This window comes from Aliisedimentitalea sp. MJ-SS2, assembly GCF_032586155.1.
Lineage (GTDB): Bacteria > Pseudomonadota > Alphaproteobacteria > Rhodobacterales > Rhodobacteraceae > JAWHTC01.
On record NZ_JAWHTC010000003.1, the window covers coordinates 41,295 to 54,945 of the forward strand.

A 13,651-nucleotide genomic window follows, 5' to 3' on the forward strand; every position below is an offset into this window, starting at 1 on the left:
AGAGGGGCCGCCCGCAGGGCTGGTGATTTTGAAAGGGCACCTTAACAAAGAGAGTTAGTGCGAGAGCGTTTTGGATAAAGCGGTTCAAACTGGGGTTGGGTCACCACCCCTCGGTCTGATGAGCGCACGGCTCTACGTTACCTCTTCCTAAGGTATCTGGTGCACCGAAACGCCACGCCTTAGGCAGATTCAGTGATCGTGATCGCAATGATGCGGGTCACTTCCCGGCACAGGGTCATACCCGCTGCCACCCCACGGGTTGCAGCTCAGGATACGCTTTGCCGCTAGATAGCCGCCCTTGATCCCCCCATGCCGTTCCAGCGCCTCGAGCGTGTAGGCGCTGCATGTGGGCTGATAGCGGCAACCATGCCCAACCCAAGGGCTGAGCAACAGCCGATAGGCGCGCACCGGTAGGGCAAGGATATGGGCAAGCGGGCTCATTGGTCGTGCAGCTTCTTCAAGGCATAGATAAGATCATCTTGCAGCGCGCCAAACGGGCGGTCGGCTGTCGCGCCATGGCGCCCGATCAGAACATAATCCCAACCCGCCCGACCATGGGTCGGCAGGAACAGTCGCGCCACCTCGCGCAGGCGGCGCTTGGCGCGGTTGCGGGCCACCGCATTGCCGACCTTCTTGGAACAGGTGAAACCGACGCGGATCATGTCACTGGCATCCTCACGCGCGCGGGCCTGGACCATCATGCCCTTGGTGCCATGCTTGCGCGCCCGGGCACAGGCCAGGAAATCGGGCCGTTTGCGCAGGGTTTTGATCGCATGGGTCAAAAGGGACCTCCAATGGGTATGAAACAAGTGAAAACCGCCCGGGCGGCTGCCCCGGCGGTTTTAGTCATTTCCATCGCCATATCCTACACCCGGAGGGGTGCAGCAGAACGCTTATGCGCTCAGGCTCTTGCGGCCGCGGGCGCGACGTGCGTTCAGGATCTTGCGGCCGGCCTTGGAGGCCATGCGTGCGCGGAATCCGTGGCGGCGTTTGCGAACCAGGTTCGAGGGCTGATAGGTGCGTTTCATCGCTCCGTCTCCGATCTGTTGGGCAGGCACGACTTGGAATCGCGGATACCCGTGAATGCTCTGAAGCCCGGTCTATAGGCCCGTGCCTTGCCCCTGTCAAACCCGAACGGGCGGGAATTGCAACAATTCGGCGGGTTTCACACAGCGGATCGGGCGAATTGTTACGAAACCCATGAAATCATCGCCGAATCCTCACGAAACGGTGCGTCCAACTTCAACCACCCGTGAGCGGGCTGGATTATCTCGCCAGTCCGGGTGATTTCATGGCAAGACCATTGAAAGGCCCAAACGAGATGACCGACATGACAACTCCCGACACGGGACCCCAGAAATCCGCGCTGATGCGACTCTTGCCGCTGGCGATCATCTTCATCGTGGCCGCGATTGGTGCGTTCACCCTGCGCGATTATCTGAGTTTTGAGGCATTGCGTGACAATCGCGAGGCACTGATCGCCTTCCGCGATGCCAATTACGTTGCCACGGTGGTGGTGTTCATGGCAGCTTACGTGGCTATCGTCGCGTTTTCGCTGCCCGGCGCCACGATTGCCACGCTGACCGGTGGGTTCCTGTTTGCCACCTTCCCCGGCACGCTTTTCAATGTTGGGGCGGCCACCATCGGCGCGACGTTGATCTTCCTTGCTGCCCGCTGGGGGTTGGGTGAACGCTTGGGTGCCAAACTTGAAGCCAGCGATGGCGCAGTGAAGAAAATCAAAGACGGTATCGACGAAAACCAATGGTCGATGCTGTTCCTGATCCGGCTGGTCCCCGCGGTGCCGTTCTTCATCGCCAACCTTGTGCCTGCCTTCCTGGAAGTGCCGCTGCGCCGCTTTGTGGTCTCAACCTTCTTCGGCATCATCCCCGGCGGGCTGGTCTATACCTCGGTGGGTGCCGGTCTGGGCGAGGTCTTTGCCCGCGGCGAAACCCCGAATCTTGGTATCATCTTCGAGCCGCATATCCTGCTGCCCATTCTGGGCCTCTGCGCCCTTGCGGCACTGCCCATCGTGATCAAGGCCCTGCGTGGCGGAAAGGCCCTTTGATGGAAACGGTCAAGACAGATATCCTTGTCATCGGTGCAGGTTCGGGCGGTTTGTCGGTTGCGGCAGGCGCGGTGCAGATGGGGGCGGATGTTACCCTTCTGGAAGGTCACAAAATGGGCGGTGATTGCCTGAACTATGGCTGCGTGCCGTCCAAGGCGTTGCTTCATGCGGGCCACGCGGACATGGACTGGCAACAGGCCCATGACCACGTGCGCAGCACCATCGCCACCATTGAGCCCCATGACAGCGTGGAACGCTTCGAAGGATTGGGGGTGCGCGTAATCTCGGAATTTGGCGCCTTTATCTCGCCAACCGAGGTGCAGGCGGGGTCCACGAAAATCACCGCCCGGCGCATCGTCATTGCCACAGGTTCGTCGCCCTTCGTGCCGCCCATTCCCGGCCTCGACACCGTACCGTTTGAGACTAACGAAACCATCTTCGATCTGGTAGAGAAGCCCGATCACCTGTTGATCATCGGTGGCGGCCCCATCGGCATGGAGATGGCACAGGCACATCGCCGCCTTGGCTGTGATGTCACCGTGATCGAAGGTATGACCGCCTTGGGCCGTGACGATACCGAGGCCGCCGAGATCGTAAAAGCCGCGATGCGCGATCAAGGCATCGCCATCGAGGAAAACGCCATGGCCGCCGAAATTCGCGGCCAGGCAGGCGCGATCGAGATCGCGGCCAAGGATGGCCGCGTCTTCAAGGGGTCGCATCTTCTAATGGCGGTCGGGCGCCAGCCCAATATCGACCGCCTGAACCTGAACGTGGCGGGGATTGACCATGACCGAAGCGGAATCAAGGTTGACGCTTCTTTGAAAACTTCCAACCGCAAGGTTTATGCCATCGGTGACGTCAATGGGGGCATGCAATTCACCCATGCCGCCGGATACCAAGCCGGGGTGATCATCCGTTCGGCACTCTTCGGCCTGCCTGCCAAGGCGCGCGCCGATCACATCCCCTGGGCCACCTATACCGACCCGGAACTGGCCCAGATCGGCCTGACCGAAGCGCAGGCGCGCAAACAATATGGCGACAAGCTGGAAGTTGCCCGGTTTGACTATGCGGGAAATGACCGTGCCATCGCCACCGGCCATATCACCGGATTCGTCAAGGTGATGGTGGTCAAGGGTCGGCCCGTTGGGGCCACTATCGTTGGCCACCAAGCTGGCGAACATATCAATCTCTGGGCCTTGGTAATAGTCAACAAGCTGAAAATGAGTGCCGTGGCCGGCATGGTTTCGCCTTACCCGTCATTGGGCGAGGTTAACAAACGCGCCGCGGGTGCCTATTTCTCGCCAAGGCTCTTTGATAGTAAGGGCGTGAAACGGGTGGTTGGACTGGTGCAGCGTTGGCTGCCGTGACCTAATCCGGCGATAAGGGACAATGAAGACAGTGAACGCGCAGATTAGCAGGATTAGGGCAGGGGGATGCTGAACACGCTCTCGGGCCGTTTTCTCATCCTGACCACCATCTTCGTGATGCTGGCCGAGATCCTGATCTTCGTGCCCTCGATTGCGCGTTTCCGTGAAGATTTTCTGCTGTCGCGCCTCGAACGGGCCCAGATTGCCAGCCTTGCCCTACTTGCCGATGACATGATCGACGCCTCGCTGGAAGAGGAACTGCTGCGTAACGCGGGTGTTTTCAACGTGGTGCTGCGTCGGGATGAGGCGCGGCAGTTGATGTTGTCAGCCCCGATCCCCAAGCCCGTCGTGGACAGTTTTGACCTGCGCGATGCCTCGGCCACGACCCTGATGGCAGATGCGCTGTCGCGGCTGTTTTCGACCGAGGCGGAAGTCATCCGCGTCATGGGCAACCCGGTCCGCGAGGCGGGTTTGTTGATCGAGGTCACGATGGAAACCGCCGAGCTGCGCATGGCGATGATCGACTACGGGCTGCGCATCTTGGTGTTGTCGGCGGTCATTTCGGTCATCACCGCGATGCTTTTGTTCCTTGCTGTGCGGGCCATTCTGGTCCGCCCGATCAAATCCGTCGTCTCGGACATCCAGGCCTATGCCGCCGACCCAGAAGATGCCCGTCGCATTATCACGCCGCGCGCTGGTGTGACCGAACTGCGGGAGGCCGAAGAGGCGCTACAATCGCTGGAAACCCAACTCACCGGCGCCCTGAAACAGAAAGAGCGGCTGGCGCAACTGGGCAGCGCCGTGGCCAAGATCAGCCACGATCTGCGCAACATCCTGACCTCGGCCCAGCTGTTTACCGACCGGATCGAGATGTCCGAAGACCCGGCGGTGCAACGTATGGCGCCCAAGCTGGTGAACTCGATCAGCCGCGCGGTGAATCTGTGCGAAAACACGCTGGCCTTCGGCAAGGCCGAGGAACCGGCGCCCCGCCTGACATGGGTAAGGCTGGATGAGATTGTCGGTGACGTGCTGGCCTCGGAACGGCTGTCGATTGGTGAAGCCGATGTCAGCCTGTCCGAGGATGTGCCACTGGGGATGGAGTTGCGCGCCGACCCTGAACAGCTTTACCGCGTGATTTCGAACCTTGTACGCAATGCCCGTCAGGCCATCGTTGCAACCGGTCAACCCGGCGAAATCTCCATCGCGGCAAGCGAGGACGATGAAAACTGGCTGATCATCATCAGCGACACCGGCCCCGGCCTGCCGCAAAAGGCCCGTGACCACCTGTTCCGCCCTTTCCAGGGCGGCACCCGCAAGGAAGGTACGGGCCTTGGTCTTGCTATCGCGGCCGAGTTGATCCGTGGTCATGGCGGCAGCCTGACGCTCGAGAAAACCAACGAGACCGGCACAGTGTTCCGCATTGCCCTGCCATCGGGCGACATCGCCCAGCCGGGCAGTGAAGGCGCCGGCAAAACGCCATGATCCTGCCCTGACGCGGCCACGGGCATCGAAAACACTGACAAGGCTCGTTGCAGTGAGGTCGTTCCAATGCTTGTTGTCAAAGCGCTGACACGTGGAATGGTTGGGTTCTACCTGGCCCTGTCGCTTCTGGTCACTGCCGGGGCCCTGTCGCGCCTGGAAAATCCTCCCGATGCGCTGGCCTTCCTTGAAGAGGCCCGCTGGGTTCCCGGGGCAGCGCGGCTTGAAGTGGCCCTGCGCGATGCCATGTCGGACACACCCCATGTTGCTACTGCGCCGCCAGAGGACGCCAACCTGACCGGGTTGCAGAAACTGCGCCTACGCACCTACGGCGACAGCGATTAGACCGATGGCAAAGTCGCGAATTAAATTCCAAACTTCCCCTTTTTTGCCCTTGCAATGGAAGCGCGTCAGGTCTATCTGACGCCACCACGGACCGATAGCTCAGCTGGATAGAGTACCTGACTACGAATCAGGGGGTCGGGGGTTCGAATCCTCCTCGGTCCGCCACCTCACCCTCATTGAAATGTTTTTTGAATGGTTCTCGCTTGGTTAGAGAATTGATTCTATTGTGATTTCTCCTCAATTCTTGAGGAATGGAACTGCACTGGATTTCTTTCGCTGTGGTTTGTATTTTTACATTAAGTGGTATAGAATGTGGTATGAATCGCGATGGTATTGACCGGAAAGCTAACCAAGAAACTGGTAGAGAATCTGGGGCCTGGGCGCCACGGCGACGGCGGCGGCCTCTATCTTGTTGTCGATCCCTCCGGTGCACGGCGATGGATCGTGCGCGTTGTGGTCAAGGGACAGAAGAACAAGAACGGCGGTCCGCTGCGCACAGACTTCGGATTGGGCGGTGCGGACATCGTTACCCTGAACCAGGCAAGGGAACGGGCGTTGGAGTATCGCCGCATGGCAAAGCAGGGCTTGAACCCGCGCTACAATGCCAAGCAGGAAACCCCCACCTTCGAAGAAATCGCCCAACAGGTTCACATTGAACGGATGCCAACTTGGAAAAATGCCAAGCATGGCCAGCTATGGATCAACACGCTGCGCGACTATGCCTTTCCCAAGATTGGTCGGATGCCGGTGGATAGTATCGGTCAACCCGAGGTGCTGATGTGCCTGTCGCCGATCTGGACCGAGAAGCACGAAACCGCGCGTCGGTTGTCGCAACGGATCAAGATCGTGCTGGACGTGGCCAAGTCTAAAAGCTTTCGGTCAGGAGAGAACCCGGTCACGGCGATCAAGGATGCACAGGTGTTGCCCAAGGTGCTCAAAAAACCCAAGCATCACAAGGCCATGGCCTGGCAGGACGTGCCGGCCTTCTATGCCGATCTAAAGACTCGCAATGCGATGGCAGCAAAGGCGTTGATGTTCACCTGCCTGACCGGGGCTCGCACCGGTGAAGTGCTGGGCATGAAATGGGGTGAGCTCGATTTTGACGCCCGTTTGTGGACCTGCCCGGCGGAGAGGATGAAGACGGGCGAGGAACACCGGGTTCCATTGACCGATGAAATGCTGGCGACCGTCGAGCCGTTGAAAGCGATGCAGTCCGACTATGTGTTCAAGGGACAAAAACGCCACCGACCCCTGTCCAACATGTCGATGCTGATGCTTTTGCGTCGGATGAACGTTGAGGGGATGACCGTGCATGGTTTCCGCTCGACCTTCCGGGACTGGGCCTCGGAAGCTGCAAATGCCCCTCGCGAGGTAGCGGAAATGAGTCTGTCCCACCGAATCGGGTCACAGGTTGAGCAGGCTTATGCGCGTTCAGACCTCTTGGAAAAACGAAGGGTATTGATGGAACGCTGGAGTACCTTTGTTACGGGAACGACCGGGACGGTCGTAAACATCAATGTTCGTGGTTGAGGTCAAATCTCCCCTCGATGTCATGGTGACTCGCTATCGCGCCGCCCTCAGCGCTCCAACTAGCCGGGAGCGAAAGCGCGCCATCGAAGGCGCAGAGGCTTTGCTTGCCGCGGAATTGCTCAACGCGCAAACCGAGAGCCTGCCATGGCGCGCCGGCGTACTTTCGCCGAGCGAGCAGGCGGCCAGAACTATGGCTGAGGACCAATTGGCACAGATTCGTGCCGTGTATTCCTTTGGTCTCATTGCAGGCGCGGCGCGAGACGGCAGGCTTCAGCATTTGTTGCATGCAGAGACCATTTGTCTGCGAATTTGGGACAATATCCGAGCGGGAAAAAAGCAGGGCGTGTTCCCGCAGGAGACAGGTGTTCTCGCGGAACTGTCGGGCGAGCTAAGGGCAAAAGGAATACGAGGTGGGCGCAACCGAGATACTCTGCGAAACTACTGGATGGCTTACCGAGGTGTTGCTCATTTCGGTGCTGGGATCCGTGTTGCCGAAGCGGAAGGCCTGACACCAGCTGCAGGCATCGAGATAGGCGAGGAGATTCGATTCTCACTAGCGACGGAGAGTGCTTCCAAGAACAAAAAGCCCTTCGTTCCTGAAAGTGAACAAGTTTTCTTTCGCTTAAAATCAATAGCTTGACCTGGCAGGTTTGCAAATCGGCCAATTGCTGAACGCTGCATTTTCCAGAAGCTGGATCGCATCCGAAACAAATAGGAGGCACCCAACTATGGTCGAGATATTCGAGAAAGACAGGAACTACGTTCTGGGAGATCCGGAACTGGACATCATCGGCGACCGCGACAAGCTCGCCCAATGGCTTCACAAGGGGATGGGGCCGCCCTACATCAAGCTTGGCCGCAAGATTATTTATAGCGGCGCCGACCTGAACGCCTGGGTGGAGGCCCACCGCGTTGATCCTTCCAGGGCGGGGCGCAACTGATGGCACGCAAATACAATTGGCGGCGCGTCAAGATTCACTTCTCCTACGAGATCAAGCAAGCAGCCAAAACGCTGAACTGCTCGGTCGCGACGATCCGGAATTGGGTCAAACATGGAATGCCCGTCCTGGCGGAAAGGAAGCCATTCCTGATTGAGGGCCACGATCTTCGCGCATTTGCACGGCAAATGTCAGAGTCCCAGAAATGGGAAACGCCAGCGACGAATACGCCGTGGAACTACTTCGCCTGTTTCCGGTGCAAGTGTTACCGTAAGCCCTACCTGCTGATGGTCGACTACGTTCCCATTGGGGCGGGCAGGGGCGTTTGCAGAGCATCTGCGAAACCTGCGAGGGCAACATCGTCAAGTATTGCAAGACAGACCAACTCCCCCAGTTCAGTACCACTTTGGATGTCACATACCAGTCAGGGGCAGACACATTAAACGACCCCGACACCCCCTAGTGGCATTGATACTTCGAGCAGGAGTGCGACAAATGACAAAACGCAACTCGGAAAACACCCAGATCAAACGCAAATACTTCGCCTATCTACGCGGGGCGGAACAGCTATCCGAAGCATCGGTCGAAAAGGCGGCTGCATCCTTGACCTTCTTCGAGACAGCCATGGGCTACAAGGACTTCAAACGCCACAACCTGACCTGGCCTGAGCGGTTCAAGGAGGTGTTGGCAGAAGCTACTAACCGGTCTGGCAAGCCCCTGAGTGTCTCGACCCAATCCAACCACATGCGCCATGTCCGGACGTTCATACGTTGGCTTGCCGACAAACCGGGTTACAAATCCCGGATCGGTTGGAGTGATGCGAATTACTATCGGCTGAGCCGCAAGGAAGAACGTATCGCCAGCGAGCACCGTGATCCGGTTTATCCATTGCTGGAACATTCTTTGAAGGCATTTCGTGCAATGCCCGCCGACGCCGAGTTGCAACGTCGCGACAAGGCGATATTTGCGTTCTTCCTAATGACAGGCGCACGAGTGACGGCGACAGCCTCACTGAAACTAAAGCGGATCAACCTTGCCGAAAAGACCGTCAGTCAAGATGCCCGTGACGTGGATACGAAAGGCGCTAAAACCTTTCTGACGGCCTTCTACATCAACGCACCGGATGTGTGGCAGGCGTTCGTGGATTGGGTGGTGAATCTCTATGACGGGAAGTACTTCGGGCCGGAAGATCCGTTGTTCCCAAAAACCTTCACCAGCACTGACGTCAATGGTCACTTCGTTTCCAAGACTGTCGCACGTGCCCACTGGGACCAAACGGCATCCATGCGCACAATCATTAAAGGAGCTTTCCTGCGCGCTCACATGCCTGCCTATGGGCCGCACAGCTTCCGCCACATGCTGACCCATGTCGGTATGGACATCTGCCCCACACCGCGCGCGTTCAAAGCCTGGAGTCAGAATTTTGGTCACTCCGATGTGGCTACAACGCTCAACAATTACGGCAGGCTGACCAGCCGCGAGCAGGTCGAGGAGATTGCCAAGCTTTCGAAGCTAGCTTGAGCGATTTGGCGCCGACCGAAGTTTGGAGTGGTCAAGTTCACCGAACTGGCCGAAAAGCAAAATAATTTGTGACATAGGGCGCAACTATGTATCAGTGCTGCGGTCATTGGCAACCATTGAAGCAACAGCCCAACCTGAGCCCAACGTAGATCTGGGGGCTGCCCGCAACTGCGGGCAAAAAGCGCGGAAATTTGTAACTCTCTGCCACTGCCAAATAGGCAGGTCACAAAGTTGAAAGCCAACATTCTCTGAAAAGAACTTCGTGGTTCGGCTTTGTACAGCCGTGTGACAGTTCTGTGCGCGATGTACGCACCAGCGCTGACAATACGAGGTCATCTGCGAAACGTCCCAAAAAATCAAAGAATTTGCCGTTCTAACCGTGGCGACAAACGGATCAGATCCAGGTGGAGGGATAGTAGAAAGAACACGGTAGCACAAAAAACGTGGAATGCGATCCAGCGCTCCCAGTCTTCGGCCACGAGATAAAGTGGCAAAATTGGCAAACTTAGTGCAGCGATAATCGCAATCGCTCGGCCTCGGGTGAGAGGGGCTTGAAAGGCTTCTTTTGGTAAGCGCGCGAGTAGATAGCCGAGCGGCAGAAAGCCGAAAAACATCATTAGGAAGGACCGGGTTAGATGGCTGTAGCTGGAATACCGGTCTGCGACCAGTGGAGCACCTTTGGCTGAATTCAAAGTCAGCCAAGATATGGCGCCGTCGCAAATCTCGGGACCGAGCCCACGCTCAAGAAGCGGCGCGCAAATCGCGCTAACGCTGGGAACGCTTGAATAAACAATTGCATACAGCGTTGCAACGCCCCCGTTTGTGGCCAAGAACACCAATGCGGCCATGTCTAGACGAGCAAATCCGCGAACCTCGGCAGGTTCGCGTAAGTGACTTGCCTGCAAAACTATAGGCATCGCCAAAACCGCCGCAGCGATGGGAAGAACCATGACGTTTACAAGATGTCCCCAAGCCCCGACCGCCAGCAGAACAGTTGCACTGACCAGAAGCCAAGACCTACGTTCAACAATGTAGAGTCCAATCAGAAGTAGTGCGGCTATCGCAAAGATCTCTTTCCTTGCCGCAGCCCCGGCTACCGCAGCCCAAAGCAGGAAGTACATCGCGGGCGAAAGAGCCAGCAGTAGCGCGGACGGCGCAAAGTCTGCTCGACGTGCCAGACGCCAATAGGTGATTGGCAAAATCAGATAGAGCCCGAGCTGAACCAATATTGTGATTTCAAGCAATCCCACTCCCATTTGATCACTTAGCCAAATCAGGGTTGATCCCATGGGCCCACGTCGAACAGGTTGGTTTAAGGTGTTGATCAACCAATCTCCCTGTTTGTATTGGTGACCGCCCAGCAGGAAGTCTGCTACAAAACCGATACCCACGAACACGGAGCACGCAACCAGAATCGTTGCCAACGCGATTTGGTGCGGGGTGAGGTTTTTCGGTCTCAATCGCTTTTTGGCCAGGAATTCCTAAAGCCCAAACGTGCAGAAGTCAGAAATCTGCAAGCTCGAGCTGCCGGAAGGTGTGCTAAATGCCTGTTCAGGCTAAGAACATACAAAAAGCGTTGCAAGCATTTGGATTTGTGACCACCTCATTCTCTGAAGATTTGAAACTCAAGAAAACGGCGATTTCGCCCCAATAGAGTCAGCGGTTGCCCACGCAGAATTCAGGTTTTGTCGCGTTCGCCGAACTAGAAGGACAAGTAACGTGAGAGGTAATACCGCCCCCGGCGAAAACTGCCAATTCTGGGGAAGTATGAAGAGCGGTATTATTCCGAACATCAACACCAGAATCGTAAGCCTTTCAAAGGCTCGTTCGCCGGTTTTTTCGATTTCCTGCCAAAGGATTAAGCAGGGCAAGGTTAGTATAGCCCAATCATACGGAAAGTTGTGAGGCGCTGCAGGGAGAGCCGCTGTGACCGTGCAGGCGAAGACAAGATTGTACTTCGCCCCTTTTTTCGCCAGGAAAACGATCGAAACAGCGCAAAGTATGATGAAAGCTATTTGCAGGGCTTTTGCCGCGCTGACAGAAAAACCCAATGAAAGGGAAAAGTAATAGACCGAGGAAATCTGGGGCATGCTAAAACTTCCCACCTGGCTGTGCAAAGCGGACAGGTTTTTCAGGTTCTCGGTAAAAAATGCCCTCCAAGGTTCAAGGCCGTGAAAGTAAATTGATGCCAAAATCAGCACAGCTGTTGTGATGGTTGCATTGAAGATGACACGCCATTTCCCCATTGCCATTGCAAGCACAATGAAAAGGATTCCGAAGTGGGGTTTGTAGCTCATCAAGCCGAGCGCCATTCCTGCAAGTGCTGGATTTGAAGGCAGGAAGCGGTACAGTAACACGATCAAAGACGCCGTCAGCAACCCGTTCTGGCCGGCAAATGCGTTAAAAACCACAGGGGCAGATGCAGCGATCACCCATGCCTCCGTACGAGAGTTGAGGAGTGGCCTTAGAGCGATCGCAAACAGCAGTGCGGTCACAAGAACCCAAGATAACAGCGCCGGAAAGTACTCCAGTCCCGACAATGGGTCCAATGGAAGAAAGAAGGTTGGAGGGTAGTACCAGCCTAAGCCTCCTCCAGAAATTTGATTGGGCAAAACACTGGAATAAACTTCATGGATTTTGAAAATATCGTAGGCGTCTTTTGCACGACCAAGGGCCGCCAGTCTTCCGGCGGCATAAAAGCATACGAAGTCTGCCGTGGGATAAGCAAGATCGGAATTCTTGAAAAAAAATGGTCGCAAGTAGCCAATTAAGCCGCCCAACGCGTACGCAAACACCAGTACTTTAGAGTGTGATCTGATGCGGGCCGGGGTTAAATAAGGAATCCACATAAATGCCTCGAACCGGAAAATTTATCCACTAAGACTGGATCGTATGTGAGGTTGTGTCAACGATCTAAGATGTTGCCCTTATTCTTGAGTGACGTCGCGCAAATTCTGACCGGTTAAAGGAGCTTTTCAAACGCAGCCGCGAAGGTAATGGCTACACAAACATAGCTACACCAAGTCCAACTGAGTCTGTTGCCACAAACACTAAGGGGTCATCGCTCATTTGGCCGCGGTGAGCTTTCTTGATCATTCTTAGGAGCCAATAAAGAACGAGCGGGCAGATTAACCGCAAGAGTTCGGGACGCGTGTATAGTCCCTGTGATCCTCCGATTCCTAACTATAGGGGCGGACCACTTCATTGGGGGAGGATCAACGGCATGACCCGGCTTTGTTCCACTTTGGCACAGTTCTTGCCGTTTATGCAGTCGGTTATACGGAGGATCGCACTGCGCGCGTAACCACAACCATACACCCATCAACCCAGAGTTTGATCGGCCTGGCAGCCATGAAAAGCTCGCGGAATGGCGCCACTGGGACATGAGCCGCGTGCAAAAGCGGCCAAAGGTTTCGGAGTCTGAGAGTAAGAAGTCGAAGAAGCTGCCGGAGGATGAGATGACGACGTGAATTCGATCCCCATCAACCCGGAGACAGTTGAATGAACAATTTGATGATCGTCATCATTATCGGAACCAAAACGATGATAAGGCTGACTGGGAACATAAAAAACGCCATTGGAAACAGCATTTTGATCGGCAGAGAATTGGCTTTCTCTTCAGCGCGCACAAGCCGCATTTGTCGCATTTCGTGAGCAAAGCTGCGCAAGGTTCGGCTGACGTCGGCACCAAGTTCTTTTGATTGCCGGAAAAGGACGGCCAGCGTGCGGGCCTCGTCGACCCTAACCCTTTCAGAGAAACTGCTGAGTGCTTCGTCGAGTGAGCGTCCGGCTCGAATTTCTAGGTTGATGATCGAGAGTTGAATTCCAAAGTCCGGTACAGTTTGCAGAAATTCTCGCGTTACGCGATCAAGCGCTGAGTCGATGCTGAGCCCGGCATCGATACAGACCAGAAGCAAGTCCATCAGGTCCGGGAACAGCTTGCGGTATTCACGCATTCTCTTCAGGCCCATTCGTTCCAAGAAGATTCCGCAGAGGATGAATGTCAGTCCACCACCAATTGCGCTAAAAACGTGAACTGCCGTCGTGGGCGCGTCAGGAACGACCTGCGGAAGAACAAACTGAACAAGAAAAAAAACGGCCAAAACAGCAATTAGGCGAATCACGCTGAAAATACGGACGGCCGACTTGGAAAAGTATCCCGCTTGCACCAGACGCATGCGTATACTGTCGGGGGATTCGTTGCGAACAACGTCGAGATAGTAACGAAGATCTTCGTTGCCGCTACCTAGAAGTGCATCGATATCGTCGCTGGTTTTTCGCCGTCTCCGTGCCGAGTCGAGATTTCGCTGAACGTCCCTTCGACCAAGAATAACCGACATGACCGAGAAAACAGCCAGCAGAACTGCGGTAAAAGTGGCAACTAGGATTAGTGTTTCGTTCATGGA

14 protein-coding genes and 1 tRNA gene are annotated in these 13,651 nt (G+C 56.0%); 9 read left to right on the top strand and 6 right to left on the bottom strand.

Annotated features, from left to right (window positions below; all coding sequences use genetic code 11):
* Window positions 1-189: 189 nt before the first annotated feature.
* The 3 genes from yidD to rpmH all read right to left on the bottom strand — a co-directional run bounded on the left by yidD (window position 190) and on the right by rpmH (window position 1,028).
* Complete coding sequence (yidD, locus tag RXV86_RS12740) at window positions 190-441, bottom strand: membrane protein insertion efficiency factor YidD (RefSeq protein ID WP_316300385.1); 252 nt, start codon at window positions 439-441, stop codon at window positions 190-192.
* Window positions 438-782, bottom strand: coding sequence for a ribonuclease P protein component (gene rnpA / locus RXV86_RS12745; RefSeq protein ID WP_316300386.1), 345 nt, complete (start codon window positions 780-782; stop codon window positions 438-440). Before rnpA ends, yidD begins: the two co-directional genes overlap by 4 nt.
* Window positions 783-893: 111 nt before the next feature.
* Window positions 894-1,028: a 50S ribosomal protein L34 gene (gene rpmH, locus RXV86_RS12750; protein WP_043752316.1), complete on the bottom strand. Its 135-nt coding sequence runs from the start codon at window positions 1,026-1,028 to the stop codon at window positions 894-896.
* A 293-nt stretch (window positions 1,029-1,321) separates the two neighbouring features.
* Between rpmH and RXV86_RS12755 the strand changes: the two genes are divergently transcribed.
* The 9 genes from RXV86_RS12755 to xerC all read left to right on the top strand — a co-directional run bounded on the left by RXV86_RS12755 (window position 1,322) and on the right by xerC (window position 9,245).
* Window positions 1,322-2,065, top strand: a complete 744-nt coding sequence (locus tag RXV86_RS12755; RefSeq protein WP_316300392.1) for a VTT domain-containing protein — start codon at window positions 1,322-1,324, stop codon at window positions 2,063-2,065.
* Window positions 2,065-3,432 (top strand): FAD-dependent oxidoreductase, encoded by a 1,368-nt coding sequence (locus RXV86_RS12760; RefSeq protein WP_316300395.1) that lies wholly within the window; start codon window positions 2,065-2,067, stop codon window positions 3,430-3,432. The genes RXV86_RS12755 and RXV86_RS12760 overlap by 1 nt, the downstream gene beginning before the upstream one ends.
* A gap of 66 nt (window positions 3,433-3,498) precedes the next feature.
* The gene (locus tag RXV86_RS12765; RefSeq protein ID WP_316300398.1) at window positions 3,499-4,914 is read left to right on the top strand and encodes a HAMP domain-containing sensor histidine kinase; all 1,416 of its coding nucleotides are present in this window, start codon (window positions 3,499-3,501) and stop codon (window positions 4,912-4,914) included.
* A gap of 66 nt (window positions 4,915-4,980) precedes the next feature.
* Entirely contained in the window at window positions 4,981-5,256 is a 276-nt protein-coding gene (locus RXV86_RS12770; RefSeq protein ID WP_316300401.1) for a hypothetical protein, read from the top strand.
* An 88-nt stretch (window positions 5,257-5,344) separates the two neighbouring features.
* Window positions 5,345-5,421, top strand: a tRNA-Arg gene (locus RXV86_RS12775).
* A gap of 162 nt (window positions 5,422-5,583) precedes the next feature.
* The gene (locus RXV86_RS12780; RefSeq protein ID WP_316300404.1) at window positions 5,584-6,786 is read left to right on the top strand and encodes a tyrosine-type recombinase/integrase; all 1,203 of its coding nucleotides are present in this window, start codon (window positions 5,584-5,586) and stop codon (window positions 6,784-6,786) included.
* On the top strand, window positions 6,773-7,426 hold the full coding sequence (locus tag RXV86_RS12785) for a hypothetical protein (protein WP_316300406.1): 654 nt from the start codon (window positions 6,773-6,775) through the stop codon (window positions 7,424-7,426). Before RXV86_RS12780 ends, RXV86_RS12785 begins: the two co-directional genes overlap by 14 nt.
* Window positions 7,427-7,514: 88 nt before the next feature.
* The gene (locus RXV86_RS12790; RefSeq protein WP_316300410.1) at window positions 7,515-7,727 is read left to right on the top strand and encodes a MerR family transcriptional regulator; all 213 of its coding nucleotides are present in this window, start codon (window positions 7,515-7,517) and stop codon (window positions 7,725-7,727) included.
* Between the two features lie 492 nt (window positions 7,728-8,219).
* Entirely contained in the window at window positions 8,220-9,245 is a 1,026-nt protein-coding gene (gene xerC / locus RXV86_RS12795) for a site-specific integrase (RefSeq protein ID WP_316300412.1), read from the top strand.
* A gap of 356 nt (window positions 9,246-9,601) precedes the next feature.
* Here xerC and RXV86_RS12800 read toward each other — a convergent pair whose 3' ends face one another.
* The 3 genes from RXV86_RS12800 to RXV86_RS12810 form a co-directional block, all read right to left on the bottom strand.
* Window positions 9,602-10,669: a hypothetical protein gene (locus RXV86_RS12800; RefSeq protein WP_316300414.1), complete on the bottom strand. Its 1,068-nt coding sequence runs from the start codon at window positions 10,667-10,669 to the stop codon at window positions 9,602-9,604.
* A gap of 201 nt (window positions 10,670-10,870) precedes the next feature.
* Window positions 10,871-12,094: a glycosyltransferase family 87 protein gene (locus tag RXV86_RS12805; protein ID WP_316300416.1), complete on the bottom strand. Its 1,224-nt coding sequence runs from the start codon at window positions 12,092-12,094 to the stop codon at window positions 10,871-10,873.
* Window positions 12,095-12,727: 633 nt separating this feature from the next.
* Complete coding sequence (locus tag RXV86_RS12810) at window positions 12,728-13,648, bottom strand: type II secretion system F family protein (RefSeq protein WP_316300417.1); 921 nt, start codon at window positions 13,646-13,648, stop codon at window positions 12,728-12,730.
* Window positions 13,649-13,651 lie beyond the last annotated feature (3 nt).